Raw genomic sequence first — 22,515 nt, forward strand, 5'->3', positions numbered from 1 at the left:
GCGAGGAGCCCCTCCGCCCGCGACTCGCGGCACGCGCGGGCGGAGGGGAGTCGGCTCAGCCGTCGAGGCGTACGACCCGGACGGCTCCCGCGGGGACCGCCAGGCGGCCCGCGGCGCGTTCGCCGGTGAGCAACTCGGTGCCGGGCGTCTCCAGTGGCACCTTGGCGTCCGACGCGGTGTGGTTGAGGGCGAACAGGTAGCTGCCCGACTCGCCGGCGCGGCGCACCACTTCGACGTCCCGGGGCAGGTCGGCACGCGGTGCGACCTGCGCGTCCTCGACCGCCCAGCCGAGCAGCGCGTCGAGGCCGTCGGCGCCCAGGCGGGTGGAGACGTACCAGGCGGTGCCCTCGCCGAGGCGGTGCCGGGTGACGGCAGGGTGGCCGGCGGTCAGGCCGTCGGCGTAGGTCCAGACGGTCTCGGCGCCGCGCGGGACGACGAACTCCGTCCACACGTCGCCGCTGAGCTCGGAACCGTCGGGGCCGGTGATGCGGACCGACTGATCCCGGAGCAGGGGCGAGAACTCCTCGACCTCCAGGCCGAGAACGTCCCGGAGCGGCCCGGGGCAGGCGCCCTCGTGCACGGCGTCGTACTCGTCGACGATTCCGGAGAAGTACGAGACGACCAGGGTGCCGCCCCTCTCGACGTACCGGCGCAGGTTCCGCCCGGCCGCCGCCGTCATGAGGTACAGCGCGGGAACGACGACAAGGGGATAGGCCGACAAGTCGGCTTCCGGGTGGGCGAAGTCGACGGTGAGGTGGCGGTCGTAGAGCGCCTCGTAGAAGGCGTCGGCGCGCTCGCGCGGGTCGTGGTCCTCGCTGGGACGCCAGTCGAGGTTCTGCGCCCACCAGGAGTGCCAGTCCCACAGCATCGCCACGTCCGCCTGCGTGCGGGTGCCGCGCACGCTGCTCAACGAGTCGACGGCCGCGCCGAGTTCGACGACCTCGCGCCATACGCGGGTGTCGGTGCCGGCGTGCGGCAGCATCGCCGAGTGGAACTTCTCGGCGCCGCGCCGGGACTGCCGCCACTGGAAGAACATGGCGCCCTCGGAGCCGCGCGCCACATGCGCGAGGGAGTTGCGGGCCATCTGGCCGGGGGCCTTGGCGGGGTTGCGGGGCTGCCAGTTGACGCCGGAGGTGGAGTGCTCCAGCAGGATCCAGGGCGCTCCCCCGGCCACCGAGCGGGTGAGGTCGGCGGCCATGGCGAGGTTGACGTGCGTGCGGCGGCCGTCGGTGATCAGGTAGTGGTCGTTGGTGACGAGGTCGACCTCGCGGCCCCAGGCCCAGTAGTCGACGGAGTCGCACTGGCTGAGCGCCGTCATGAAGTTGGTGGTGACCGGGACGCCCGGCGCGAGGCGGTGCAGGATGTCCCGCTCCATGCAGAAGTTCTCGCGCATGGTGGCGTCGGCGAACCGCTTGTAGTCCAGCGCCTGGGCCGGGTTGACGGCCGTCGGGGTCGTGCGCGGCGGGTTGATCTGCTCGAAGTCGCCGTAGCGCTGCCCCCAGAAGGCGGTGCCCCAGGCTTCGTTGACCGCCTCGACCGTCCCGTACCGCGTCGCCAGCCAGCGGCGGAAGTGCGCGGCGCAGGAGTCGCAGTAGCAGGCCGAGACGGGGACGCCGTACTCGTTGTGCACGTGCCACATCGCCAGCGCCGGATGGTCACCGTAGCGTTCGGCGAGCTCGGTGGTGATGGACGCGGCGGCCGTGCGGTAGTCGGCGTTGCTGTGGCAGACGGCGGCGCGCGAGCCGAACTCCAGGCGGACGCCGTCCGGTGTGACGGGCAGGGCCTCGGGGTGGGCGCGGTAGAACCAGACCGGCGGGCAGACCGTGGGGGTGCCCAGGTCCACGCGGATGCCGTGCTGGTGCAGATGGTCCAGCACGCGGTCCAGCCAGCCGAAGTCGTAGACACCCGGTGAGGGTTCCAGCAGGGCCCAGGAGAAGATCCCGACGCTCACCATCGTGACGCCGGCCTCCCGCATCAGCCGGACGTCCTCCTGCCAGACGTCCTGCGGCCACTGCTCGGGGTTGTAGTCCCCACCGAAGGCGAGCCCGGTGAGGCCCCTGGGGTTGGTCTCCGGCATGGATCTCTCCCGATTAATCGATCATTTGGGAACGTGCACACACGCGATCGGCGGTGCGAGCCCAACATAACCGCACAGCAACAACCATTGACAAGTGTCCGGGATGTTTCTCTACTGTGAACGCTCACAGAAGCATGGCAGGTCTTCGCAGCGGGCGGAGACCCCAGGTCAGGGGAGAGATCCATGCCCATCACGAAGCGCCGACGGCTCGTTCTCAGAAGCGCCGCCACCTGTGTCGCCGTCGCCCTCGGCGCCACCGCCCTCACCTCGTGCGGTTCCGAGGACGCCGGCGAGGACTCCTCGGGGCCGGTCTCGCTGACGTACTGGACCTGGACGCCCGGCATGGACAAGGTCGTCGAGCTGTGGAACGAGGGCCCGGGGAAGAAGGACCGGATCACGGTCACGGTGAAGAAGCAGGCGTCCGGCGACACGCTGGTCACCAAGATCCTCACCGCGCACAAGGCGGGCAAGGCCCCCGACCTGGTCCAGGCCGAGTACCAGGCGCTGCCGACGCTGGTCAGCAATGACGCCGTCGCGGACATAGCGGGCGATGTCGGCGACGCCAAGGGCAAGTTCGCCGACGGCGTCTGGCAGCAGACCACGCTGGGCACGGACGCGGTCTACGCGGTCCCGCAGGACATCGGGCCGATGATGTTCTACTACCGCGAGGACCTGTTCAAGGAGTACGGCCTGACGGTCCCGACCACCTGGGAACAGTTCGCGGAGACGGCCCGCGCGCTGAAGAAGAAGGCCCCGGACACGGACCTGACCACCTTCTCCGCCAATGACTCCGGCCTCTTCGCGGGACTCGCGCAGCAGGCCGGCGCCAAGTGGTGGACGACCTCCGGCGACAAGTGGAACGTCGGCATCGACGACGCCGCCACCCGGAAGGTCGCCGAGTTCTGGGGCGGCCTCGTCGAAGAGGGCGCCGTCGACAACCAGCCGATGTACACGCCGGCTTGGAACAAGGCCCTCAACACCGGCAAGCAGATCGCCTGGGTCTCCGCCGTGTGGGCCCCGGGCACGCTGACCACGGCCGCGCCCGACACCAAGGGCAAGTGGGCCATGGCCCCGCTCCCCCAGTGGTCGCCTTCGGACAAGGTCACCGGCAGCTGGGGCGGCTCCTCCACCGCCGTCACCACCGACTCCGGGCACAAGGCGGCCGCCGCGAAGTTCGCCGCCTGGCTGAACACCGACGACGCCGCCCTCCAGGCGCTGGCCAAGGAGAGCGGCATCTACCCGGCCGCCACGAACGCCCAGACCAGCGGGGCCTTCGCGACCCCGCCGGACTACTTCTCGAACCAGTCGGACTTCTACGCCGAGGCCGCCGAGATCGCGAAGACCACGGCCCCGTCCGCGTGGGGCCCGAACGTGAACGTCGCCTACACGACCTTCAAGGACGCCTTCGGCAAAGCCGCCAAGGACAAGTCGGACTTCGGCGCCGCCCTGACGACCATGCAGGACGACACGGTCGCCGACCTGAAGAAGCAGGGCTTCGAGGTCTCCGAGTGACCAGCACCAGCCGGAAGGCGTACGGGGTGAAGGGGGCCCCGTACGCCTTCCTCCTCCCCGCTACCGTCCTGTTCCTCCTGTTCTTCGCACTGCCCATCGGCTACGCGGTCTGGCTCAGCTTCCGCAAGGTGCAGGTTTCCGGGCTCGGCCTCGGATCGGGCGCCCGCAAGGAGGTCTGGGCCGGGCTGGAGAACTACGCCGACGCCCTGACCGACAGCGAACTGGTCGCCGGCGCGCTGCGTGTGCTCGGCTACGGCTGCATCGTGGTGCCGGTGATGCTGGGCCTGGCCCTGCTGTTCGCGCTGATGCTGGACTCCGAGAAGGTGCGGCTCGCGCCCGTCACCCGGCTCGCGATCTTCCTGCCGTACGCCATTCCCGGTGTGGTGGCCGCGCTGCTCTGGGGCTTTCTGTACCTGCCCGACGTCAGCCCCTTCTGCTTCGTGCTGGAGAGGCTGGGGCTGCCGCAGCCGGACCTGCTCGACGGCGGTCCGCTGTATCTCGCGCTGTCGAACATCGCGGTGTGGGGCGGCACCGGCTTCAACATGATCGTCATCTACACCTCGCTGCAGGCGATCCCGGCCGAGGTGTACGAGGCGGCGCGGCTGGACGGTGCCACGCCGCTCCAGATCGCGCTGCGGATCAAGATCCCGATGGTGGCGCCCTCGCTGGTGCTGACCTTCTTCTTCTCGATCATCGCCACGCTCCAGGTGTTCAACGAGCCGACGACCCTCAAGCCCCTCACCAACTCCGTGTCCACGACCTGGAGTCCGCTGATGAAGGTGTACCAGGACGCCTTCGGCAAGGGCGACATCCACGCGGCGGCCGCGCAGGCCACGATCATCGCCCTGGCCACGCTGCTGCTGTCGTTCGGCTTCCTGCGGGCCGCGAACCGTCGTAACAAGCAGGAGGCATCCCGATGAGCTCCCTCGCCGTCGGCAAGGCCGACACGGCCGCCGACGCCGCGCCCGGCACGGACCGCGGCCGCCCGCCGCTGCGCCGCCGGATCGCACTGGTCCCGACGGTCACGCTGCTGCTCGGCGCGCTCTACTGCCTGCTGCCCGTCGCCTGGGTGGTGATCGCGGCGACCAAGTCCGGCAGCGAACTGTTCTCCACGTTCACCTTCCTGCCGGGCACGGGCTTCGCGGACAACCTCGCGGACCTGAGCGCCTATCGCGACGGGGTGTACTGGCAGTGGATGGGCAACTCCGCCCTGTACGCCGGTCTCGGTGCCCTGTTGTCGACGGCCGTCTCGGCGTTCAGCGGCTACGCGCTGGCGATCTACCGCTTCCGGGGCCGCGAGACGCTGTTCAACGTGCTGCTGGCGGGGGTGCTGATGCCGCCGGTGATCCTCGCCGTCCCGCAGTACCTGCTGCTGGCGAAGGCCGACCTGACGGATTCGTACCTGTCCGTCCTGCTGCCGCAGATCCTGTCGCCGTACGGCGTCTACCTCTCGCGGATCTACGCGGCCGCCGCCGTGCCCACCGATGTGGTCGAGGCCGGGCGGATGGACGGGGCGAGCGAGTGGCGGATCTTCACGCGGATCGCGCTGCCGATGATGGTGCCCGGCATGGTGACGGTGTTCCTGTTCCAGTTCGTGGCGGTCTGGAACAACTTCCTGCTGCCGTACATCATGCTCAGCGACGACGAACGGTTCCCGATCACGCTGGGTCTGTACACGCTGCTCGAACAGGGCGCCAACACCCCGGCGCTGTACACCCTGGTGATCACGGGCGCGTTCCTCGCGGTGCTTCCGCTGGTGGCGCTCTTCCTGGTCATCCAGCGGTTCTGGAGTCTGGATCTGCTCTCCGGGGCCGTAAAGTCATGACCATGAGCAACACGGGGGGCCGACGCAGACCGCCGACGATCCATGACGTGGCGCGCGAGGCCGGAGTCTCACGGGGCACGGTCTCGCGGGTGCTCAACGGCGGGCACTACGTCAGCCCCACCGCCCAGGAGGCGGTCAACGCGGCGATCCGCAAGACCGGTTACGTCGTCAACCGGCATGCCCGCTCACTGATCACGGGGCGTTCGGACTCGGTCGGCTTCCTGCTGACCGAGCCGCAGGAGCGGTTCTTCGAGGACCCCAACTTCAATGTCCTGCTGAGCGGCTGCACCCAGGCGCTCGCCGCGCACGACATCCCGCTGCTGCTGATGCTGGCGGGTACGAAGGACGAACGGCGGCGCATCACGCGGTACATCACCGCCGGTCATGTCGATGGCGTGCTGCTGGTCTCCAGCCATTCCGGTGACCGGGTCGCGGAGGAACTGCGCGAGGCGGGCGTGCCGCTCGTCCAGTGCGGCAAGCCGATGGGGCTCGGCTCGAAGGTGAGCTATGTGGCGGCCGACGACCGCGACGGTGCCCGTGACATGGTGCGCCATCTGCTGTCGCTGGGCCGATGCCGGATCGGCGTGGTGAGCGGGCCGCTGGACACCCCGGGCGGTGTCGACCGCCTCGCCGGCTACAAGGAGGTGCTCACGGAGGCGGGCGTCGAGATCGACGAGCGGCTCATCACCTCCGGCGACTACACCCGGGCCGGCGGCGAGGCGGGCGCCGAACGGCTGCTGGCGCAGGCACCGGACATGGACGCCCTGTTCGTGGCGTCCGACCTGATGGCGCAGGGGGCGCTGGCGGCGCTGCGCCGGGCGGGCCGCCGGGTGCCCGAGGACGTGGCGGTCGGCGGCTTCGACGACTCCGCGGCGGCGACGGAGGCCACCCCCGCCCTCACGACGATCCGCCAGCCCTACGACCGGATCAGCGCCGAGATGGTGCGGCTGCTGCTCGCGCAGATCGGCGGTGAGGACCCGGCTGCGGTGATCTTGCCGACGGAGCTGGTGAAGCGGCAGTCGACGTGACCCGGTGCGCCCTCGGTTCGCTTCGGTTGCGTACGCACTAGTTGCACGGGCAACAATTGGCCGAATCGGTGTTACGGTGCGGGTATGGCAGTGAAGACGGCCGACGCGGGGCTCGAGGAACGGTGGCGGGACATCCTGTCCGTGCACGCGCGCACGATGTGCGAGATCGACCGCGTGCTGCATCCGCACGGACTGGGCGCGAGCGACTTCGAGGTGCTCGACATCCTCGCGACGGCGACTCCCGCGCAGGGCGAGCAGTGCCGGGTGCAGAACCTCGTCGGACGGGTCCACCTCAGCCAGAGTGCGCTGTCCCGGCTCATCGGCCGGCTGGAGAAGGACGGCCTGCTGGAGCGTTCCGTCTGCGTGGAGGACCGGCGCGGCGTGTACGTCACCCTGACCCAGAAGGGCCGTGACCTGCACGCCGAGGTGCTGCCGCTGCAGCGGGGCGCGCTGGCGCGCACGCTGAGCCGCTGACCGTCGTGCCGCGACGGGTCGTCGTCCCGGTGCGGCGCCGTCGTGGTTTGTCGCGCCCACGCGGCGGAGCCGCATATCGATACAGCCCCGCGCCCCTTGCGGCGATGCCATTAGGGTCGGCTAGAGCGCGAACTCCGTCCCGTCCGGCAGGACTTCCGCCCCCGTCTCCGAGACCTGGGCGCGGGCCGCCGAGGCCGGGTCGAGCAGGGGGTTCGAGTCGGCGAGGTGGGTGTAGATCCGGCGGGCCCGCGGGTGACGGGCCAGGGCGGCGAGGCTGCCCGCCGGGCCGGAGACCGGCAGATGCCGCCCGGCCGCGCCCGGCTCCTCGGCCGCGAAGTGCGTACCGTCCAGAACGACGCAGTCCGCCGTCGCGACCAGGTCGTCCAGCAGCGAGGACCAGGCACCCACGCGGGGGGCGTAGACGAGGACGCGTCCGGTGGCCAGGTCCTCGATGCGGTACACGGTCACCCAGCGGCGGTCCGAGGGACGGCCCGGCACATACGCCGGTGCCTTCCCCGGGACGGGATGTGCCGTGACGACCAGCCCGCCGGCCAGCACGAACCCGCCCTCGGTGAGACTGTCCGCCCACTCCCAGGGGGCGTGCCGGTCCAGGCCGGCCCGCGCCGGGGCCAGCGCGGCCAGTACCGGCGGGGCGGCGTAGGTCTTCAGTCCCGCGGCGGCGCCCAGTACGGCCAGGCCCGCCACATGATCGGTCTCGGCGTCGGTCAGCAGCACGCCCCGTACGGGGGTGTGCCGGGGGCCGGGCCACAGGGCGGAGGCGGCGGTGAGCTGGGCGCGGATGTCGGGTGGGGCGTTCAGCAGCCACCAGTCGCGGGAGTTGCCGGTGACGGCCGCGCACTCCGGACCGCGCACGGGCAGCTTGCCGTCGCGAGCGGCGTCGCATCGCACGCAGGCACAGTTCCAGCGGGGAAACCCGCCCGCGGCGGCGGTGCCGAGCAGGACGACCCTCAAGACGACCCCCACCCCTTCGTGTCGGCCCTCCCGGTGGGATCTTCCCTCTCCATACGGCCGAACCACCCCGCGGCAGGGAGCAGTTCCGGCCGACCTTTCCCGCGGCGCGCGAAGGGGATGGGCGGCCTCCCTGTGGCCGCCCATCCCCTTCGGTCGCTCGGTCCCGCTACGGTCGCGCCAGCAGCGTCCGTACGCCCTCCGACGTCAGGGTCAGCGGGTGCGCGGAGCCGGCGTCTATGGTCAGGGCCAGATCCTCGGCCGGCCACTGGGAGGCCAGTGCGCCCAGGGGGACCAGGCGGTAGCGCGAGATGTACGGCAGCAGCTCGGCCATCGCGGGCTCGGAGGTGAAGACCGGGACCACCGGTTCCCCGCCCGGCCGCTCGATGACCGGCAGCGCCACGGCGCCGGGGTCGGTGGCGTCCTCCTCGCCCACGTCGTCGGGTACGGGGACGAGGACGTCGCTGCTCGCGAGCGTGTCCAGCGCCGCCCTGTCCTCGGTGTTGTCGGCCAGGGCGTCCAGCGCCCGCCGGGCCGGTGTGGCGTTGTAGTCGTTCGCGGGTGTGTCCATGGCAGATCCCCTGTCAGCGACGGTAGTGCGGTCCGCCCGGGGATGATCGCGGGGTGCTCGGGCCCCCGGCGCGGCCCTGCTCGCGTACCCGATCCGGACTGGAGCATTCCTATGGTTGTCCAGAGGTCGGGGCATTCGATCCCCGCAGGTCAGGGGATCAGCGGAATGTGGTCGGACGGGAGCCCGAGACGATCGCAGCCGACCCGGCGGGCGAGCGGCTCGGCCATGCTGGGGCCCACATGGGTCCAGTACGTCGCCGCGTCCCGGAAGTAGCGCTGCATCCGCTCGCCGTCGCGGGCGTACCGGGAGCCGGCCGTGCGGAAGAGGGTGCCCTGGAGGACGTCCCAGGTCATACGGCCGGCGTTCAGGAACATCAGCGCCAGGCGGTTGTCCTCGGCGGTGGTGAAGGGGGCGCCGCCGCCCGCGTTGCGGTGGCAGGTCTCCATCCACGCCTCGGCGGTGCGGTGCAGCGCCGCCTCGGCCGTGTGGATCACGCCGAGGGCCTCGCCCAGGTGCCGCTGGTAGTCGTGGAGCTCTCCGCGGGTGCGGTCCGGTTCGAGGACGAGGCGCCGTTCCGCGATCACGCGGGCGTATTCGTCGGCGGCGGCGTACGCGGTGCCGATCATGATGGCGGCGAGCTCGCCGTGGAAGAAGCTGGGCGCCCGCCCGGCGTACATCGGGTTCCCGTGCAGTGCGGAGCCGACGCTGCCGCCCTCGACGGGCAGGTCGAGCAGGCTCGCCTCGCAGGTGAGGTGGGCGGGGATGCGGGCCTGTTCCATGCGGATGCTGTTGGAGCCGCTGCCGCGCAGGCCGAGGACGCCGTGCCAGTCGTCGAGCACCGTCCACACCGCGCGGGGGGCGACGAACAGCACCGGCGGTCCGGGCTGGCCACCGGGGTGGTCGGGGGCGCGCAGGGTCTGGCCGACGTAGTGGGTGGAGTAGGGGGCGCCCGAGGAGTACGGCCAGGTGCCGTCGAGGACGACATGGCCGTCGCCGGCGGGCCGGGCGACGCCGATCGGCGCGACCGTGGACGCGGCCCGGAAGTCGCCGTCGGCGCCGAAGATCTCGTCCTGTGCCCGCTCCTCGAAGAGGGTCGCGACCTGCAGGACGTGCGCCGCGGTGAGCGACAGGGCCCAACCCGTGGAGGGGCAGCCGCGGGCGATCTCGGTGACCACCCGGTAGAAGGTGGGCAGGGCGAACTCGTAGCCGCCGTACCTGCGCGGCTGGAGGATCCGGTAGAAACCTGCCCGCAGGAAGTCGTCGTGGGTGTCCTTGGGGTAGTGCGTCAGCCGTTCCGTCTCCGGCTGGCGTTCGAGCAGCACGGGCCGCAGCCGCACGGCTCGTTCGACGATGTCGCGTTCGGTCAGTCCGGGCTCGGGAGCGGCGATCACGATGCCTCCTGACGTGGGGGGCCGTCCGTCTCATGCCGTGATGCGTGACGCGATACGAGTGATTGAACACGGCAACCGCCTCGGGGTACCGACCGGAAATCGCCAAGTGCCGAAGCCTGTCGCGAACCGTCGTAGCCTGAAGGGAAGGGACAGCTCCCGTCCTCGTGGGCACGGGAGGCGCGTATGCGTTACGACGACCGCAGTGCGGCCGGGCGGCGGCTGGCCGAGGAGCTGCAGGAGCTGCGCGGCCGGGATGCCGTGGTGCTGGGCCTGCCCCGCGGTGGGGTGCCCGTGGCGGCGGAGGTGGCCCGGCGGCTCGACGCCCCGCTGGACGTCCTGGTGGTGCGGAAGCTGGGCGTGCCCGGACAGCCGGAGTGGGCGTTCGGGGCCATCGGCGAACACGGGGTCCGCGTCCTGAACCGCGATGTGATCAGCGAGGCCGGGCTGGCCTCCCCCGAGCTGGCGGCCGTGGAGGCGGCCGAGCGGGCCGAGCTGGAGCGGCGTGTGCGTGACTACCGGCGGGGCCGGGAGCCGTTGCCGGTGACCGGGCGTACCGCGCTCGTGGTGGACGACGGGCTCGCCACCGGGGCCACGGCCGAGGCCGCCTGCCGGGTGGTACGGGGTCAGGGCGCGGCCCGGGTCGTGCTCGCGGTGCCGGTGGGGCCGGCGCACGGCGTGGCCCGGCTGCGGCAGGTGGCGGACGAGGTGGTCTGTCCGCAGACGCATCGGATCCTCGGCTCGGTGGGTGCCTGGTACCGGCATTTCGGCCAGGTCCCGGACGCCGAGGTCACGTCCCTGCTCGCGCGGGCCGCCGAGGCCGGGGCCCCCTCCTCCACCGCCGCGGTCTCATCGGCGTCGGACCGTGAGGTGCTGATCCCGGCCGCCGGCGCCCGGGTGGGAGCCCGGCTGGTCGTGCCGGACGGAGCCGCGGCGGCGGTCGCCTTCGCGCACGGCAGCGGCAGCAGCCGGCACAGTCCGCGCAACCAGTACGTCGCCACCGCCCTCAACCGGGCGGGGCTGGCCACGCTGCTGCTGGACCTGCTGACCGACGGCGAGGCGCACGACCGGCACAACGTCTTCGACATCCTGCTGCTCGCCCGGCGACTGCATGCCGCGTCGGTGTGGCTGCGGGAGGAAACCGGTCTGCCCGTCGCCTACTTCGGGGCCAGCACCGGCGCCGCCGCCGCGCTGGAGGCGGCCGCGCTGTCCGGTTCCGACGTCCGCTCGGTCGTCTCCCGTGGGGGCCGGCCCGATCTGGCCACGCCGGCGGCGCTGGCCCGGCTGCGGGCGCCGACGCTGCTCATCGTCGGCAGCAGGGACACGCAGGTGCTCAGCCTCAACCGCCTGGCCGCGGACCGGATGCACTGCGAGCACCGGATCGCCGTCGTGCCGGGCGCCACCCATCTCTTCGAGGAACCCGGCACCCTGACCACCGTCGCCGAACTGGCCCGCGACTGGTTCACCGCCCACCTCGGCAGACCCACCACGGGCACGCCGCCGCGCCGCTCGGCCTGAGACTCCAGCGGCCGTCGCTGAGGGCGACCGGTTTCGGCCGGTCCGGAAGTGCTGGTTCCGTCAACCTCCGGGGTCATGGAGATTGAGTGTTGAACTTATGCCTAAACTCTGGATCCTGCACGGAGAGGGTCCCTTACGTGAGTGAACCGAACGATCCCGTCTGCCCGGAGTGCGGCACACCCCGGGCGTCCGACGGAACCCCCGACTGCTCCTGCGCCCGCCGTGTCTCCGACGCCCGTCGGGACGCGCGGGCGGCGGAGCGGGCGGCCGCGGAGGACTTCGATCCGGTGCGGATACGACCGTTCGTGGAACTCGACGACGACGCCGGAACGGACCCGATCGGCGACCAAGTACCGCAGGATCCAGGCGACTTGGCGACCACGAGCGCCGTCCCCGCACTCCCGTCCGCCGAGCAGGAGCCGCCGGACGAGACGGCACTCCCCGGCACGGAAATCCACGCGGGCACCCGACGCAGGAACCGCACTCTCCTCATCACGGGAGCGGGCGCCACCCTGGCCGTTCTGCTGACGGGAGCGTTCCTGGGCGGCCTGTTCACCTACGAAAGCCCCTCTCGGGACGGGGCCGTGTCCGACGACGTCCGCGCGCCCGTCCCCGACGCGACCACCGAGGACGGTACGTCCCCGGAAGGACAGTCCACCGCCGTACCCTCCGCATCGCCGTCCCGCGGCTCGACGCCCTCCCCCAGCACCACCCCGAGCGACGACTCCGCGACCCCGAGCGCGACTTCCTCCACGCCCACCACGGCCCCGGCCGGCACGGACACCACCACCAGCGCCGCTCCCGAACCGAGCGACGCGGAGGGGCAGCCCCCGGTTCTGCGGCGCGGCGACACGGGTCCGGAGGTGGTCGAACTCCAACTGCGTCTGCGCCAGACCGGCCTCTACTCCGCGGACGCGGACGGCGACTTCGACCGCCAGGTCGAGAGCGCCGTCCGCACCTACCAGCTCGCCCGCGTCATCCTCGACGACGAGTCGGGCGTGTACGGCGGCCCGACCCGCACCTCGCTGGAGTCGGAGACCTCGGAGCCGTAATCGGTCAGGGATGCGGGCCGGTGGCCCCCGTGCCGCGGTTCAACGCCCGGCACGGCAACGCTCGTTCGCCGACCTCACCCGCCCCGTCGCCCACCACCCGGTACACGTGAGCACCCGCCGTCCGGGACACCGTCTCCGTCAGCCGGCCGTCCGTGAAGAGGGCGCCGGTGCCGTCGTCGAGGGCCCATCCGGCGGGCAGGGCTCCCGTGGCCACGGCCGACCGGTAGGCAGGACGGCGGCCGGGTTCGCTGTCGTAGTGCGGACACACCGAGCCCGGCAGCAGCCCCAGGCCGTCAGGGAGGTGGGTGAGCGGGCCGAAGGAGTCCGTGTGCGAGCCCTGCGCCCAGCAGTTGGCGCCCGCACTGATCCCGCAGAGCAGGGTTCCGTGGTCGTAGGCCTCGTGCAGCAGCCGGTCCACACCGTGTACGCGCCACACCGCGAGGAGGTTGGCGGTGTTGCCGCCACCCACATAGACGACGTCCTGGGCGAGCACGAAGGCGCGCAGGGCTTCGTCGTCGAGCGTTCTTCCGAACAGGTGCAGGACGGAGGGCTCACAGTCGGGGCGGGCACGGAACGCGGCGAGGAACTTCGCGGTGTATCCCGGGGCGTCACCGCTGGCGGTGGGCAGGAAGCACACCTTGGGCCGGTGTGTCCGCGCGTGTCCCAGCACCCAGTCGTCCAGCAGCCCGTCCTCGTCCGTGGAGAAACCCCCGCCGAGGAGGGCCACCTGGAGTGGGCGGCTCATGTCGTGCTCACAGGGATGCGCCTTCTTCCGCCGGCGGGCTCGGTGTCTGCCTCTCCTGTTCGCGGACGCGGCCGCGGTGGAGCGCGAGGGCGCCGAGGAAGCCGAGTGCGAGGGCAGCGAGGACGCCCAGGTTGGCGTAGGCCCAGGCGCCGGACCTGCCGCCGAGGCCCAGGGGGTGCAGCAGATAGCCCTGCCAGTCCAGCCAGTTCGCCGTGGAGTTGGTGACGAGGCCCCAGCCGACGGCGGTGGCCGTGAGCGTCAACAGGAGGGGGGTGAGCGGTACGTCGCCGTAGCGGCCGGTCGGACGGTAGAGGTCGGGTTCGTCGTAGTCGCGGCGGCGCAGGACCAGGTCGGCGAGCATGATGCCGCACCAGGCGGCGATCGGGACGCCCAGCGTGGTGAGGAAGCCCATGAACGGGCCGAGGAAGTCGTCGGCGACGAACACGATGTAGATCGAACCGACGATCATCAGCACACCGTCGAACAGCGCGGCCACATAGCGCGGTACGCGCAGGCCCGCCGAGAGCAGGGCGAGACCTGACGAGTAGATGTCCAGGACCGCGCCGCCGACCAGGCCGAGGACGGCGACGACCGCGAACGGGACCAGGAACCAGGTCGGCAGGATGGTCGTCAGCGCGCCGATCGGGTCGGCGGCGACGGCTTTGTTCAGGTCGGCGGAGGAGCCGGCCAGCAGCAGGCCGAAGACGAGCAGGAGCAGCGGTGCGAGGGAAGCGCCGAATGTGGTCCAGCCGATCACGCCGCGGCTCGACGCGGTGCGCGGCAGATAGCGGGAGTAGTCTGCGGCCGCGTTGACCCAGCCGAGGCCGAAGCCGGTCATCATGAAGACGAGCGCGCCGATGAACTCCTGGGCGGAGCCCGCCGGTACGGCACTGACGGTGGACCAGTGGATGTGGTCGGCCACCAAGGCGACGTAGATGATCGTGAGCACGCCCGTCACCACGGTGATCAGGGTCTGGAGCCGTATGATCGGATCGAAGCCCATCACGCCGACGACGACCGTCAGCGCCCCGACCAGGACCAGGGCGACCACCTTGGTCTCGGTGCCGCCGCCCCAGCCGAGCCGGCCGAACACGGTCGCGGTGGCCATGGTGGCGAGGGCGCACAGGACCGTTTCCCAGCCGACGGTCAGGACCCAGGAGATCACCGACGGCAGCCGGTTGCCGCGCACGCCGTACGCGGCGCGACCGAGCACCATCGTGGGCGCCGAGCCGCGCTTTCCGGCCACGGCGACGAACCCGCACAGCAGGAAGGAGAACACGATGCCGACGACTCCGGCGATCAGCGCCTGCCAGAAGGAGATGCCGAAGCCGAGCGCGAAGGCACCGTAACTCAGGCCCAGGATCGACACGTTGGCTCCGAACCAGGGCCAGAACAGGGTGCGTGGTGTGCCTTTGCGTTCGGTGTCGGCGATCACGTCGAGACCGTGGGTCTCCACACGGAGCTTTCGGTCCGCGGGTCTGCCGTCGAGTGGATCCGGTCGTGTGATCACCCCGGCATCGTCGCACCGCGCACGGCGCCGGGGAAGGCGGAGTCGGTTCGGCGGGACTCGCCGGACGCGTCGAGCAGGCCCGTGAGCAGCGCGTCCGTGGCGGGGCCGAGCAGGCGCTCGCCGTCGGGCGTACCCTCCAGGCCGGCGACCAGGGCGAGGCAGACGTCGGCGGCGTCCTCGGGCCCGATCGAGGCGGCCGTCCCGGAGTCGGTGAACAGGGCGAGGAGCAGGTGCCGCAGATCGGCGGTGAAGGTCCCGCAGAGGTCGCCGCACAACCGGGCCTTGTCGTCGAGGAGTTCGGCGGTGTGCGGGGAGTCCCCGGTGAGCCGCCGGACCAGGTCGAACTTGGCGGCGAGCACGCCCTGTACCCGGGCGGCGTGCGAGGCGTCCTCGGCCGCGGCCGCCTCCCGGGCCCGCCGCAGCGCCTGGGCGTGCAGGCGGGCGGAGAGCCGGCGGAAGGCGTCGTCCTTGCCGCGGACGTACTGGTAGACGGCCGACCGGGACACGCCCATCGTCATGGCGATGTCGTCCATCGTGGTGCGCCGTGCGCCGTACCGCGTGAGGCAGTCGTACGCCGCGTCGAGGACCTCGTCGAGCCGGTCGGCGGCCATGGTTCAGCCCAGCTTCTTCAGCAGTTCGACGGCGAGCGGGGCTGAGGAGGCGGGGTTCTGGCCGGTGACCAGGTTGCGGTCGACGATCACGTGCGGCGCCCACGGCTCGCCCACCCGGACGTCCACTCCGGCCTCGGTGAGCCGGTCCTGGAGCAGCCACTCGGCCCGGTCGGCGAGGCCCGCCTGGGTCTCCTCGGTGTTGGTGAACGCGGCCACCCGGTAGCCGGCGAACGCGTTGGTGCCGTCGGCTCCGGTGGCGGCGAGCAGGGCGGCCGGGCCGTGGCAGACGACGCCGAGCGGCTTGCCGGAGTTCAGGGCGAGGGTCAGCAGCCGACCGGAGTCGGCGTCGACCGCGAGGTCCTCCATCGGGCCGTGGCCGCCGGGGTAGAACACGGCGGCGTGGTCGTCGAGGTCGACGTCCTCCAGCCGGACCGGCTCCCGCAGTTCGGTCATCGTCTCGAGCAGGGCGGCGATCCGGTCGGCGTTCTCCTGACCGCCGTTGACCTCGGCCGCGAGGCTGCCCTTGTCGACGGGCGGCACGACACCGCCGGGTGTGGCCACGACGACCTCGTGCCCGGCGGCCTTGAACGCCTCGTAGGGCGCGGCGGCCTCCTCGGCCCAGAAGCCGGTGGGGTGCTTGGTGCCGTCGGCCAGCGTCCACTGGTCGGCACCGGTCATCACGAACAGGATCTTCGACATGAGAGGGCTCTTTCGCGAGGGGGTTCCGGAGGTCCTGACGCTGTGCGTGCAGATCGTCAGGACGTCGATGCCCCGACGGTACGCACCATCAGCCATTGGAATCCAATAGGCTCATCCATATGAGACATAGGGATTCCGATGAGGAGGGGGAGGGAGTCCGGCCGGGTGGCGCGGCGCCGGTGGACCTGAACCTGCTGCGCACGTTCCTCGCGGTCTACCGCACCGGCTCCTTCACCGCCGGCGCCCGGCTGCTGGGGCTGTCCCAGCCGACGGTGACCACGCAGATCCGCACACTGGAGCGGCAGCTGGACCGGGAGCTGTTCCAGCGTCTGGCGCGCGGTGTGGCGCCCGGCCCCTACGCCGACGAGCTCGCCTCCCGGATCGTGGAGCCGCTGGACGCCCTCGCCACGGTCACGGGCCCGGGCGGCTCCGCCGACGTCCACCCGGTGGAACCCGTGCACCTCGCCGGTCCGACCGAGCTGCTGACCCACCGCGTGATGCCTGCCCTCGCACCGCTGGTGGACCGGGGCGTACGGCTGCGCATCACACCGGGTCTGACCGAACCCCTCCTGGAGGAACTGCGCACGGGCCGCTACGACCTGGTGGTGTCGACGTACCGGCCGCGGGGTCGCGCCCTGGCCTCGGCGCCGCTCGCGGACGAGGAGTTCGTACTGGTCACGACCCCGGCCTGGGCGGAGCGCATCGGCGGTCCCGCGCGGCTCGCGGCGGACGGGCCGGCCGCGCTGCACGGCGTGCCGCTGGTCGCCTACGCCGAGGACGTGCCGATAGTGCGCCGCTACTGGCGACATGTCTTCGGCAGGCGGCTGGTGCGCCACCCGGCGGTCACGATGCCGGACCTGAACGCGGTCAAGGCCGCGGTGGCGGGCGGTACGGGGTTCAGCGTGCTGCCCCGGTACCTGTGCTCCGCCGAACTGGCCTCGGGTGCGCTGGTCCCGCTGCTCGACCCGGACGATCCACCGATCAACACCGCTTTCCTCGTCCAGCGCCCGGGTTCCTCGGGCAACCCTCATGTCGCCCTGGTCCGCGACCACCTGCTGGAGATCGCCCGCGACTGGTGACGCGCCCGGCGGCTCACCCGGCGTCGGCCCGCAGGGCGTGCGTACGCAGCGCCAGCAGGGCCTCGAACCGGAAGCGCGGGTCGCCGAGCCGGTCGCCGAACAGCGTCTCCAGCTGCCGTAGGCGTTTACGGGCCGTCTGCGGATGGATGCCCAGCGCCTGGGCGACCTCGGGAGCGGTACGGCCCCACGACATCAGCAGGGCGTCCAGGGTCTCGGCGAGCCGGGCGGCGCGCCCCCGGGGCAGGTCCGCGAAGACGCCCAGCACCCGGCGGCCGAGCAACTGCCCGATGGGGGCGCCCCGCAAGAGGTACAGCTCGGCCAGCTCGTCGTCGACGCGCAGGAAGGCACCGTCGGTGGGCAGGTCCGCGCGCCGGTCGACGGCGAGGCGGGCGCACTGCAGGGAGAGCCATGCCTCGTGCGGGGGCACGGCCGGGCCGACGACGGCGACCCGGCCCCGGGCGGCGTCCCGCACCCGGTCGAGCAGCCCGCTCGTCTCCGGTTCGGGCACGATCAGCACGACGTCGCTGCCCCGGCCGAGGGAGAGCAGCTCACCGTCCGCGCCGGGCACGGAGAAGCGCCCCGCCGATCGCACGATCACGGACGCGACGGCACCCGGCAGCGGCCAGCGAGCCCGCTCCGCCAGCGGTCCCAGGGCCGCCCGCTCCTGTCCTCGCGGCGGTTCCAGCAGCCGCTCGACCAAGGCCCGGCGGGCCCGTTTCACCTCGCCCTCCGAGCGGAGCTGAGCAGCGAGGAAACCTTTCACCGACTCATTGGACAGGGCGTTGATGTGGACCAGCACGGCCTCGTGCAGGGTCAGGACGGTCGCGGGCGGCAGCGTGGCCTCCTGCACGAACTCGGCGTAGCGCCGGCTGCCGACCCGCGCGCCGACGCGGAAGGCGGCCTGCAGGGCGTCCGTCGTCCGGCCGTTCAGGAACTCGACGCGCCCGAGGTGCCGGAAGTGGTCGAGGTGATGGTCCTGGGCGCTGTCGGGGTGCTCGATCAGCTCCGCGAACTGGAGCACGGCCCGGCGGATCGACTCGGTCAGATCGCGGCCGACGGCGGAGTCGAGCGGTCGGCGGTAGGCCGGCACCTCGTCGCGGATCGCCCGGGTCATGTCGGCGACGATGTGCTCGGTCCGGGAGCGGATCAGCGCGGCGAGCACCGGGTGCAGCTCGTGCCAGGGCTGACGCGTGAACGTCTCGGCCTGTGCCGTCATCGCGCCGGCTCCGTCCCGGGCGGCGGGCAGGAGGTGCCGGGCGCGCGGCGCGACCGCCGGCGGCGACCGGCGGTGGCGTGCGAGGAAGCTGCGCCCGGTGAGGCACAGCCCGGGAAAGGTGTCACGCCCATGACATCTTCCTCCTCTCCCTCCGCTGCTCTCCTGGTCGACTCCCGCGGGCGACGCGAGTGTTGATCCGACGTTACGCGCCAGTAGCTTCCGTGTCTCGCTCTTGTGACAAGGCTTCACCTCGTCCTGACCGATCCCCTCGCGGCCGGGCCGCACGGATCCGCCGGCGCTCCCCACGACCAGTCAGAGGAGCCCCACATGCGCACCCGCAGACTGCGACACACCCGACGCCGACGCCTGCTGACCAGGTCCCTGGCCGGGCTCACGGCGGCCGCTTGTATCGGTGTGGTCGGCGTCGACCGGTCCCAGGCGGCGCCGGACACGAGCGACGCCGTGCCGGTCGCGGCGTCCGACCCGGTCGGCCCGCCCAAGGACGACTTCGCGTCGGCGTTCGCGTACTCCCTGGCCCATCCGACAGCCGTGCCCTCCGGCGCCAACGACTTCGGCTGCCGCCCCGGCGCCGCGCATCCGCGTCCCGTCGTCCTCGTGCACGGCACCCTGGAGAACCGCTACGACAACTGGGCCGCGCTGGCTCCACGGCTCAAGGAAGCCGGGTACTGCGTCTTCGCCCTCAACCACGGCGGCAGCTCCGGCCCGCTGCTCGGCACCGAGGACATGGCCACCTCGGCCCGGCAGCTGGCGGACTTCGTCGACCGCGTCCGGGCCGCCACCGGCGCGGCGAAGGTCGACCTCGTCGGGCACTCGCAGGGCGGCATGATGCCGCGCCACTACATCAAGCACCTCGGCGGCGCGGCGAAGACCGACAAGCTCGTCGCCCTGACCCCGTCCAACCACGGCACCACGTTCTCGGGCCTCGGCCTGCTGGCCCTGGTGATCCCGGGCGGCAACGCGGTGCTCGGAGCGGGCTGCAAGGCGTGCAGTCAGCAACTCATCGGCTCGGACTTCCTACGGGACCTGAACGCCGGTGCCGAGACCGACCCACGCGTCACCTACACGGTGATCACCACCCGGTACGACGAGGTCGTCACCCCGTACACCTCGGCCTATCTGGACGCGGCGCCCAACGTCACCAACATCAAGCTCCAGGACGTGTGCCCCGCCGAGTTCACCGACCACATCGGCATCAGCTACAACGACCTGGCCACCCGCCTGGTGCTCAACGCACTGGATCCGGCTCACGCACAGCGTCCCGCCTGCTGACGCCCTGCCCCCGTGGCCGTCCGGCCACGGGGGCAGGTTCAGTACTTCTTCGAGCCCGCCACGATGGCCTCCCGGATGCGGTGGTACGTCCCGCAGCGGCAGACGTTGCGGATCTCGTCGAGGTCGGCCTCACTGATCTCCCGGCCCTCCGCACGGGCCTGGCGCACCTTGGCGACGGCGGTCATGATCTGGCCGGGCTGGCAGTAGCCGCACTGGGCGACGTCGTACTCCAGCCAGGCCTCCTGCATCGGGTGCAGTCCGCCGCCGACCGTGGCGGGCAGGCCCTCGATGGTGGTGACCTCGTCGGTGGGGCGCAGATCCTTGACCGGGACCGAACAGGGGTTGAACGCCTTGCCGTTGATGTGGCTCGTGCACGCCTGGCAGACACCGATCCCGCAGCCGTACATCGGTCCGGTGACGCCGAGAACGTCCCGCAGCACCCACAGCAGCCGTACGTCGTCCTCGATGTCCACGGTCACGGACTCGCCGTTGAGGATGAAGGTGTGTTCGGGCACGGGAGCTCCTAGAAGGCGCGGCTCAGGCCGTCGGTCGGGGACGCGGGGATCGGCGGGGTGGTGGGCAGCGGTTCGAAGCCGAGCGGTTCCTCGTGGTTGAGGGGAAACGTCGTCGGCATCGTGCCCGTCGCGCGTCCGTAGGCGCAGGCCACGGCGGCCATCGCGCCCGCCACCGCCAACTCCCCGGCGCCGCCCGGGGTGTCGGTGGTCGGGGGCATCACGACGATCTCCAGCTGGGGCGGGGTGTTCCACTGCCGGGTGTAGAAGTAGTGGTCCCAACTGCCTTCCAGGAAATGACCGTTGTCGAGGTGCAGCCCGGAGCTCAGCGTGATCGCGATGCCGTCCATGATGCCGCCCATCATCTGCGCCTCAAGGCCGCGCGGATTCACCGCCAGACCCACGTCCACGGCGCACACGACCTTCGTCACGCGGGGGCCGGTGTACGCGTCGGGGATCTCGCGTCCGGTGGTCTCCCGGCGGCAGTCGATCTCGGCGAGGACCGCGACGTACCCGTGGTACTCGGGGTGCAGCGCGACGCCCTGCGCCGTACTGGCAGGCATGGCGCGGCCCCACTCCCCCACCTCGGCGACCTTGTCGAGGACGGCCCGGGCCCGCTCGTCCTTGAGGAAGGAGCGGCGGAACCGGTAGGGATCCTTGCCCATGCGCCTGGCCAGCTCGTCCACCACCAGTTCCTGCGCGCAGCGCACGTTGGGCGAGTAGATGTTGCGCATGGAGCCGGTGTTGAAGCCCTTGTCGGTCTCGCTGAGGAGCTGGGTGACGACGCCGAAGTGGTAGGGGGTCTGCTGGGTGAGCGTGAAGATCGTCTCGGAGAAGGTGAGGTCGCCGACGGGCAGCCGGCCGGCCTCGGCGGTGATGATCTCGCCGACGCCGTGGCCGAAGTCGGTGGCCACGGAGGTGTGGCGCTGGTCGTAGGTGAGCACCTGGCCGAGCGCGTAGGTGGCGCGCACGCGTGAGGTGGACATGGGGTGCGTGCGGCCCTGCCGGAAGTCGTCGGTGCGGTGCCACATCAGCTTGACCGGCTTGCCCATGGCCCGCGAGACCTCGGCGGCCTCACCCGCGGCGTCGTGGAACAGCTTGCGGCCGAAGGACCCGCCGCCCTCGGTCACATGGACCTTGACCGCGCTCACCGGGAGTCCGAGCCGGAGCGCGATCTCCTCCTGGGCGACGATCGGCGCCTTCAGGCTCGCCCAGATCTCGGCGGAGTCCCGGCGTACGTCGGCGACGGCGCAGTTGGTCTCCAGGGCGCTGTTGCTGGCGAAGTGGAAGGTGAAGCGGGCGTCGACCGAATTCGTCAGCAAGTCGATCCCGGGCAGCGGGAGTTCGGCCTTGCGCAGCTTGGTGCGGACGCTGTCGTCGGAGGCGTCCTCGGCGGTTCCGGGGCCCCAGTCCACCTGGAGCGCGCGGACCGCGTCGATGCACTGGCCGAAGGTACGGCCGCGCACGGCGACGCCGGTCGATACGCGGACGACGTCGGTGATGCCGGGCATGGCCCGCACCGCGTCCAGGTTGCGCACCGAGCGGACGGTGCCGTTGATCGTCGGCGGCCGGCACACCATCGTCGGCAGCGCGTCCGGTACCTGCACGTCCATGGCGAACTTCTTGCGGCCGGTGACCGCGGCCAGCGCGTCGATGCGGCGCCGGGCAGTGCCGATCACCTTGAAGTCCGCGGGCTCCTTCAGGCTGACGGCGACCTGACCGGTGGCCACCGAGGCGGCCTTCACGGCGAGTTCGCCGTAGCCGAGGCTCCTGCCGGTGACGGTGGAGGTGATGACGCCCGCCTTCGCCCTCAGGGTGCCGACGGCCTCCCCCAGTTCCAGCGCGGCCGCTTTCAGCAGGCGGCCCCGGGCCACGGCCGCGGCGACACGGATCGGGGTGTAGGTGGAGATGGTGGTGTTCGAGCCGCCGGTGAGCTGGTTGAACAGCAGCTCGGGCCGTGCGTCGGCGAGCGTGACGTGGATCCTCTCCAGCGGCAGGTCGAGTTCCTCGGCGACCAGCATCGCGCTGGAGGTGGTGACGCCCTGGCCGACCTCGGCCCGGGGCAGGGCGAAGGAGGCCGTGCCGTCGCTGTCGAGCCGGATGGTGATGAGGTTGGCCGTGGGCAGCGCGGCGTGCGTGAGCATGTCGTTGAGGTCGTAGATCTCGGCGGGGCCGGGCAGCGAGGGGACCGCCGCGGCGGCCTCGGTGGGCGCGAGGGCCGCCTCGCCGAGGGGTGCGGCGACGGTGAGCGTGGACGCGGCGACCACATAGCCGAGGAAGCGGCGTCGGCTGAAGCCGTCGAGGCCGGCGCCGGGCGGGGTGTCCCGCCGCTCGGAGCGGTGGTGGGTTCCCATCGGCTGACCTCCCGGCGACATGGCGTGCGGCGGTGCTCGGCGGTTCCTGACTGTGCACGCCCCACACGCGTTCCGGAAGATCCTG

The 22,515-nt window shown here is 71.8% G+C and carries 20 protein-coding genes; 9 read left to right on the top strand and 11 right to left on the bottom strand.

Annotated elements, in window-relative coordinates; genetic code table 11:
- Positions 1-55: 55 nt before the first annotated feature.
- A complete protein-coding gene (locus ACFPQ9_RS33065; protein ID WP_380861711.1) occupies positions 56-2,077 on the bottom strand; it encodes a beta-galactosidase in 2,022 nt (673 codons plus the stop codon).
- A 183-nt stretch (positions 2,078-2,260) separates the two neighbouring features.
- Here ACFPQ9_RS33065 and ACFPQ9_RS33070 point away from each other — a divergent pair, with 183 nt between their 5' ends.
- The 5 genes from ACFPQ9_RS33070 to ACFPQ9_RS33090 all read left to right on the top strand — a co-directional run bounded on the left by ACFPQ9_RS33070 (position 2,261) and on the right by ACFPQ9_RS33090 (position 6,916).
- Positions 2,261-3,589: an ABC transporter substrate-binding protein gene (locus ACFPQ9_RS33070; RefSeq protein WP_380861712.1), complete on the top strand. Its 1,329-nt coding sequence runs from the start codon at positions 2,261-2,263 to the stop codon at positions 3,587-3,589.
- Positions 3,586-4,509 carry a carbohydrate ABC transporter permease gene (locus ACFPQ9_RS33075; RefSeq protein ID WP_380861713.1) on the top strand — a complete coding sequence of 308 codons (924 nt, stop codon included), beginning with the start codon at positions 3,586-3,588 and terminating at the stop codon, positions 4,507-4,509. The genes ACFPQ9_RS33070 and ACFPQ9_RS33075 overlap by 4 nt, the downstream gene beginning before the upstream one ends.
- Positions 4,506-5,414: a carbohydrate ABC transporter permease gene (locus ACFPQ9_RS33080; protein ID WP_380861715.1), complete on the top strand. Its 909-nt coding sequence runs from the start codon at positions 4,506-4,508 to the stop codon at positions 5,412-5,414. Before ACFPQ9_RS33075 ends, ACFPQ9_RS33080 begins: the two co-directional genes overlap by 4 nt.
- Positions 5,411-6,442: a LacI family DNA-binding transcriptional regulator gene (locus ACFPQ9_RS33085; protein ID WP_380861717.1), complete on the top strand. Its 1,032-nt coding sequence runs from the start codon at positions 5,411-5,413 to the stop codon at positions 6,440-6,442. Before ACFPQ9_RS33080 ends, ACFPQ9_RS33085 begins: the two co-directional genes overlap by 4 nt.
- Before the next feature lie 84 nt (positions 6,443-6,526).
- On the top strand, positions 6,527-6,916 hold the full coding sequence (locus tag ACFPQ9_RS33090; RefSeq protein ID WP_380861719.1) for a MarR family winged helix-turn-helix transcriptional regulator: 390 nt from the start codon (positions 6,527-6,529) through the stop codon (positions 6,914-6,916).
- A 120-nt stretch (positions 6,917-7,036) separates the two neighbouring features.
- Here the strand turns inward: ACFPQ9_RS33090 and pqqB are convergent, their stop codons facing one another.
- The 3 genes from pqqB to ACFPQ9_RS33105 form a co-directional block, all read right to left on the bottom strand.
- The gene (gene pqqB / locus ACFPQ9_RS33095) at positions 7,037-7,888 is read right to left on the bottom strand and encodes a pyrroloquinoline quinone biosynthesis protein PqqB (protein WP_380861721.1); all 852 of its coding nucleotides are present in this window, start codon (positions 7,886-7,888) and stop codon (positions 7,037-7,039) included.
- Positions 7,889-8,054: 166 nt separating this feature from the next.
- Positions 8,055-8,456: an SseB family protein gene (locus ACFPQ9_RS33100; protein ID WP_380861723.1), complete on the bottom strand. Its 402-nt coding sequence runs from the start codon at positions 8,454-8,456 to the stop codon at positions 8,055-8,057.
- A gap of 149 nt (positions 8,457-8,605) precedes the next feature.
- Positions 8,606-9,847 carry an acyl-CoA dehydrogenase family protein gene (locus ACFPQ9_RS33105; protein ID WP_380861725.1) on the bottom strand — a complete coding sequence of 414 codons (1,242 nt, stop codon included), beginning with the start codon at positions 9,845-9,847 and terminating at the stop codon, positions 8,606-8,608.
- A gap of 183 nt (positions 9,848-10,030) precedes the next feature.
- Between ACFPQ9_RS33105 and ACFPQ9_RS33110 the strand changes: the two genes are divergently transcribed.
- Both ACFPQ9_RS33110 and ACFPQ9_RS33115 read left to right on the top strand, forming a co-directional pair.
- Positions 10,031-11,362: a phosphoribosyltransferase family protein gene (locus ACFPQ9_RS33110; protein ID WP_380861727.1), complete on the top strand. Its 1,332-nt coding sequence runs from the start codon at positions 10,031-10,033 to the stop codon at positions 11,360-11,362.
- A 137-nt stretch (positions 11,363-11,499) separates the two neighbouring features.
- A complete protein-coding gene (locus tag ACFPQ9_RS33115) occupies positions 11,500-12,414 on the top strand; it encodes a peptidoglycan-binding domain-containing protein (RefSeq protein WP_380861729.1) in 915 nt (304 codons plus the stop codon).
- 4 nt (positions 12,415-12,418) lie between these two features.
- Here ACFPQ9_RS33115 and ACFPQ9_RS33120 read toward each other — a convergent pair whose 3' ends face one another.
- From ACFPQ9_RS33120 to ACFPQ9_RS33135, 4 genes are read right to left on the bottom strand one after another with little or no spacing between them, the layout of a single operon-like run.
- Positions 12,419-13,159 (bottom strand): Type 1 glutamine amidotransferase-like domain-containing protein, encoded by a 741-nt coding sequence (locus ACFPQ9_RS33120; protein ID WP_380861731.1) that lies wholly within the window; start codon positions 13,157-13,159, stop codon positions 12,419-12,421.
- A 7-nt stretch (positions 13,160-13,166) separates the two neighbouring features.
- Positions 13,167-14,666, bottom strand: coding sequence for a purine-cytosine permease family protein (locus ACFPQ9_RS33125; protein WP_380861947.1), 1,500 nt, complete (start codon positions 14,664-14,666; stop codon positions 13,167-13,169).
- Positions 14,666-15,280 (bottom strand): TetR/AcrR family transcriptional regulator, encoded by a 615-nt coding sequence (locus ACFPQ9_RS33130; RefSeq protein WP_380861733.1) that lies wholly within the window; start codon positions 15,278-15,280, stop codon positions 14,666-14,668. Before ACFPQ9_RS33130 ends, ACFPQ9_RS33125 begins: the two co-directional genes overlap by 1 nt.
- Positions 15,281-15,283: 3 nt before the next feature.
- Positions 15,284-15,979: a type 1 glutamine amidotransferase domain-containing protein gene (locus tag ACFPQ9_RS33135; RefSeq protein WP_380861735.1), complete on the bottom strand. Its 696-nt coding sequence runs from the start codon at positions 15,977-15,979 to the stop codon at positions 15,284-15,286.
- A gap of 119 nt (positions 15,980-16,098) precedes the next feature.
- On the opposite strand from ACFPQ9_RS33135, the gene ACFPQ9_RS33140 reads away from it, so the two are divergent.
- Complete coding sequence (locus tag ACFPQ9_RS33140; protein WP_380861737.1) at positions 16,099-17,058, top strand: LysR family transcriptional regulator; 960 nt, start codon at positions 16,099-16,101, stop codon at positions 17,056-17,058.
- Between the two features lie 13 nt (positions 17,059-17,071).
- On the opposite strand, the gene ACFPQ9_RS33145 is transcribed toward ACFPQ9_RS33140, so the two are convergent.
- Entirely contained in the window at positions 17,072-18,274 is a 1,203-nt protein-coding gene (locus tag ACFPQ9_RS33145) for a PucR-like N-terminal domain-containing protein (RefSeq protein ID WP_380861739.1), read from the bottom strand.
- A gap of 327 nt (positions 18,275-18,601) precedes the next feature.
- Between ACFPQ9_RS33145 and ACFPQ9_RS33150 the strand changes: the two genes are divergently transcribed.
- Complete coding sequence (locus tag ACFPQ9_RS33150) at positions 18,602-19,564, top strand: esterase/lipase family protein (protein WP_380861741.1); 963 nt, start codon at positions 18,602-18,604, stop codon at positions 19,562-19,564.
- Positions 19,565-19,602: 38 nt separating this feature from the next.
- Here the strand turns inward: ACFPQ9_RS33150 and ACFPQ9_RS33155 are convergent, their stop codons facing one another.
- Positions 19,603-20,079 carry a (2Fe-2S)-binding protein gene (locus ACFPQ9_RS33155; RefSeq protein WP_380861743.1) on the bottom strand — a complete coding sequence of 159 codons (477 nt, stop codon included), beginning with the start codon at positions 20,077-20,079 and terminating at the stop codon, positions 19,603-19,605.
- Positions 20,080-20,087: 8 nt separating this feature from the next.
- Positions 20,088-22,430: a molybdopterin cofactor-binding domain-containing protein gene (locus ACFPQ9_RS33160; RefSeq protein WP_380861745.1), complete on the bottom strand. Its 2,343-nt coding sequence runs from the start codon at positions 22,428-22,430 to the stop codon at positions 20,088-20,090.
- Positions 22,431-22,515: the final 85 nt, after the last annotated feature.

The sequence above is a fragment of the Streptomyces coerulescens genome, from assembly GCF_042657965.1.
Taxonomy (GTDB): Bacteria; Actinomycetota; Actinomycetes; order Streptomycetales; family Streptomycetaceae; genus Streptomyces; species Streptomyces coerulescens.

Bases quoted from the DNA above. Each gene is read 5' to 3' on its own strand.
- ACFPQ9_RS33150 (WP_380861741.1), top strand. From the start codon at position 18,602: ATGCGCACCCGCAGACTGCGACACACCCGACGCCGACGCCTGCTGACC.
- ACFPQ9_RS33120 (WP_380861731.1), bottom strand. From the start codon at position 13,159: ATGAGCCGCCCACTCCAGGTGGCCCTCCTCGGCGGGGGTTTCTCCACG.
- ACFPQ9_RS33145 (WP_380861739.1), bottom strand. From the start codon at position 18,274: ATGACGGCACAGGCCGAGACGTTCACGCGTCAGCCCTGGCACGAGCTG.
- ACFPQ9_RS33160 (WP_380861745.1), bottom strand. From the start codon at position 22,430: ATGGGAACCCACCACCGCTCCGAGCGGCGGGACACCCCGCCCGGCGCC.
- ACFPQ9_RS33070 (WP_380861712.1), top strand. From the start codon at position 2,261: ATGCCCATCACGAAGCGCCGACGGCTCGTTCTCAGAAGCGCCGCCACC.
- ACFPQ9_RS33080 (WP_380861715.1), top strand. From the start codon at position 4,506: ATGAGCTCCCTCGCCGTCGGCAAGGCCGACACGGCCGCCGACGCCGCG.
- ACFPQ9_RS33085 (WP_380861717.1), top strand. From the start codon at position 5,411: ATGACCATGAGCAACACGGGGGGCCGACGCAGACCGCCGACGATCCAT.
- ACFPQ9_RS33100 (WP_380861723.1), bottom strand. From the start codon at position 8,456: ATGGACACACCCGCGAACGACTACAACGCCACACCGGCCCGGCGGGCG.
- ACFPQ9_RS33135 (WP_380861735.1), bottom strand. From the start codon at position 15,979: ATGTCGAAGATCCTGTTCGTGATGACCGGTGCCGACCAGTGGACGCTG.
- ACFPQ9_RS33130 (WP_380861733.1), bottom strand. From the start codon at position 15,280: ATGGCCGCCGACCGGCTCGACGAGGTCCTCGACGCGGCGTACGACTGC.
- ACFPQ9_RS33110 (WP_380861727.1), top strand. From the start codon at position 10,031: ATGCGTTACGACGACCGCAGTGCGGCCGGGCGGCGGCTGGCCGAGGAG.
- ACFPQ9_RS33065 (WP_380861711.1), bottom strand. From the start codon at position 2,077: ATGCCGGAGACCAACCCCAGGGGCCTCACCGGGCTCGCCTTCGGTGGG.
- ACFPQ9_RS33090 (WP_380861719.1), top strand. From the start codon at position 6,527: ATGGCAGTGAAGACGGCCGACGCGGGGCTCGAGGAACGGTGGCGGGAC.
- ACFPQ9_RS33140 (WP_380861737.1), top strand. From the start codon at position 16,099: ATGAGACATAGGGATTCCGATGAGGAGGGGGAGGGAGTCCGGCCGGGT.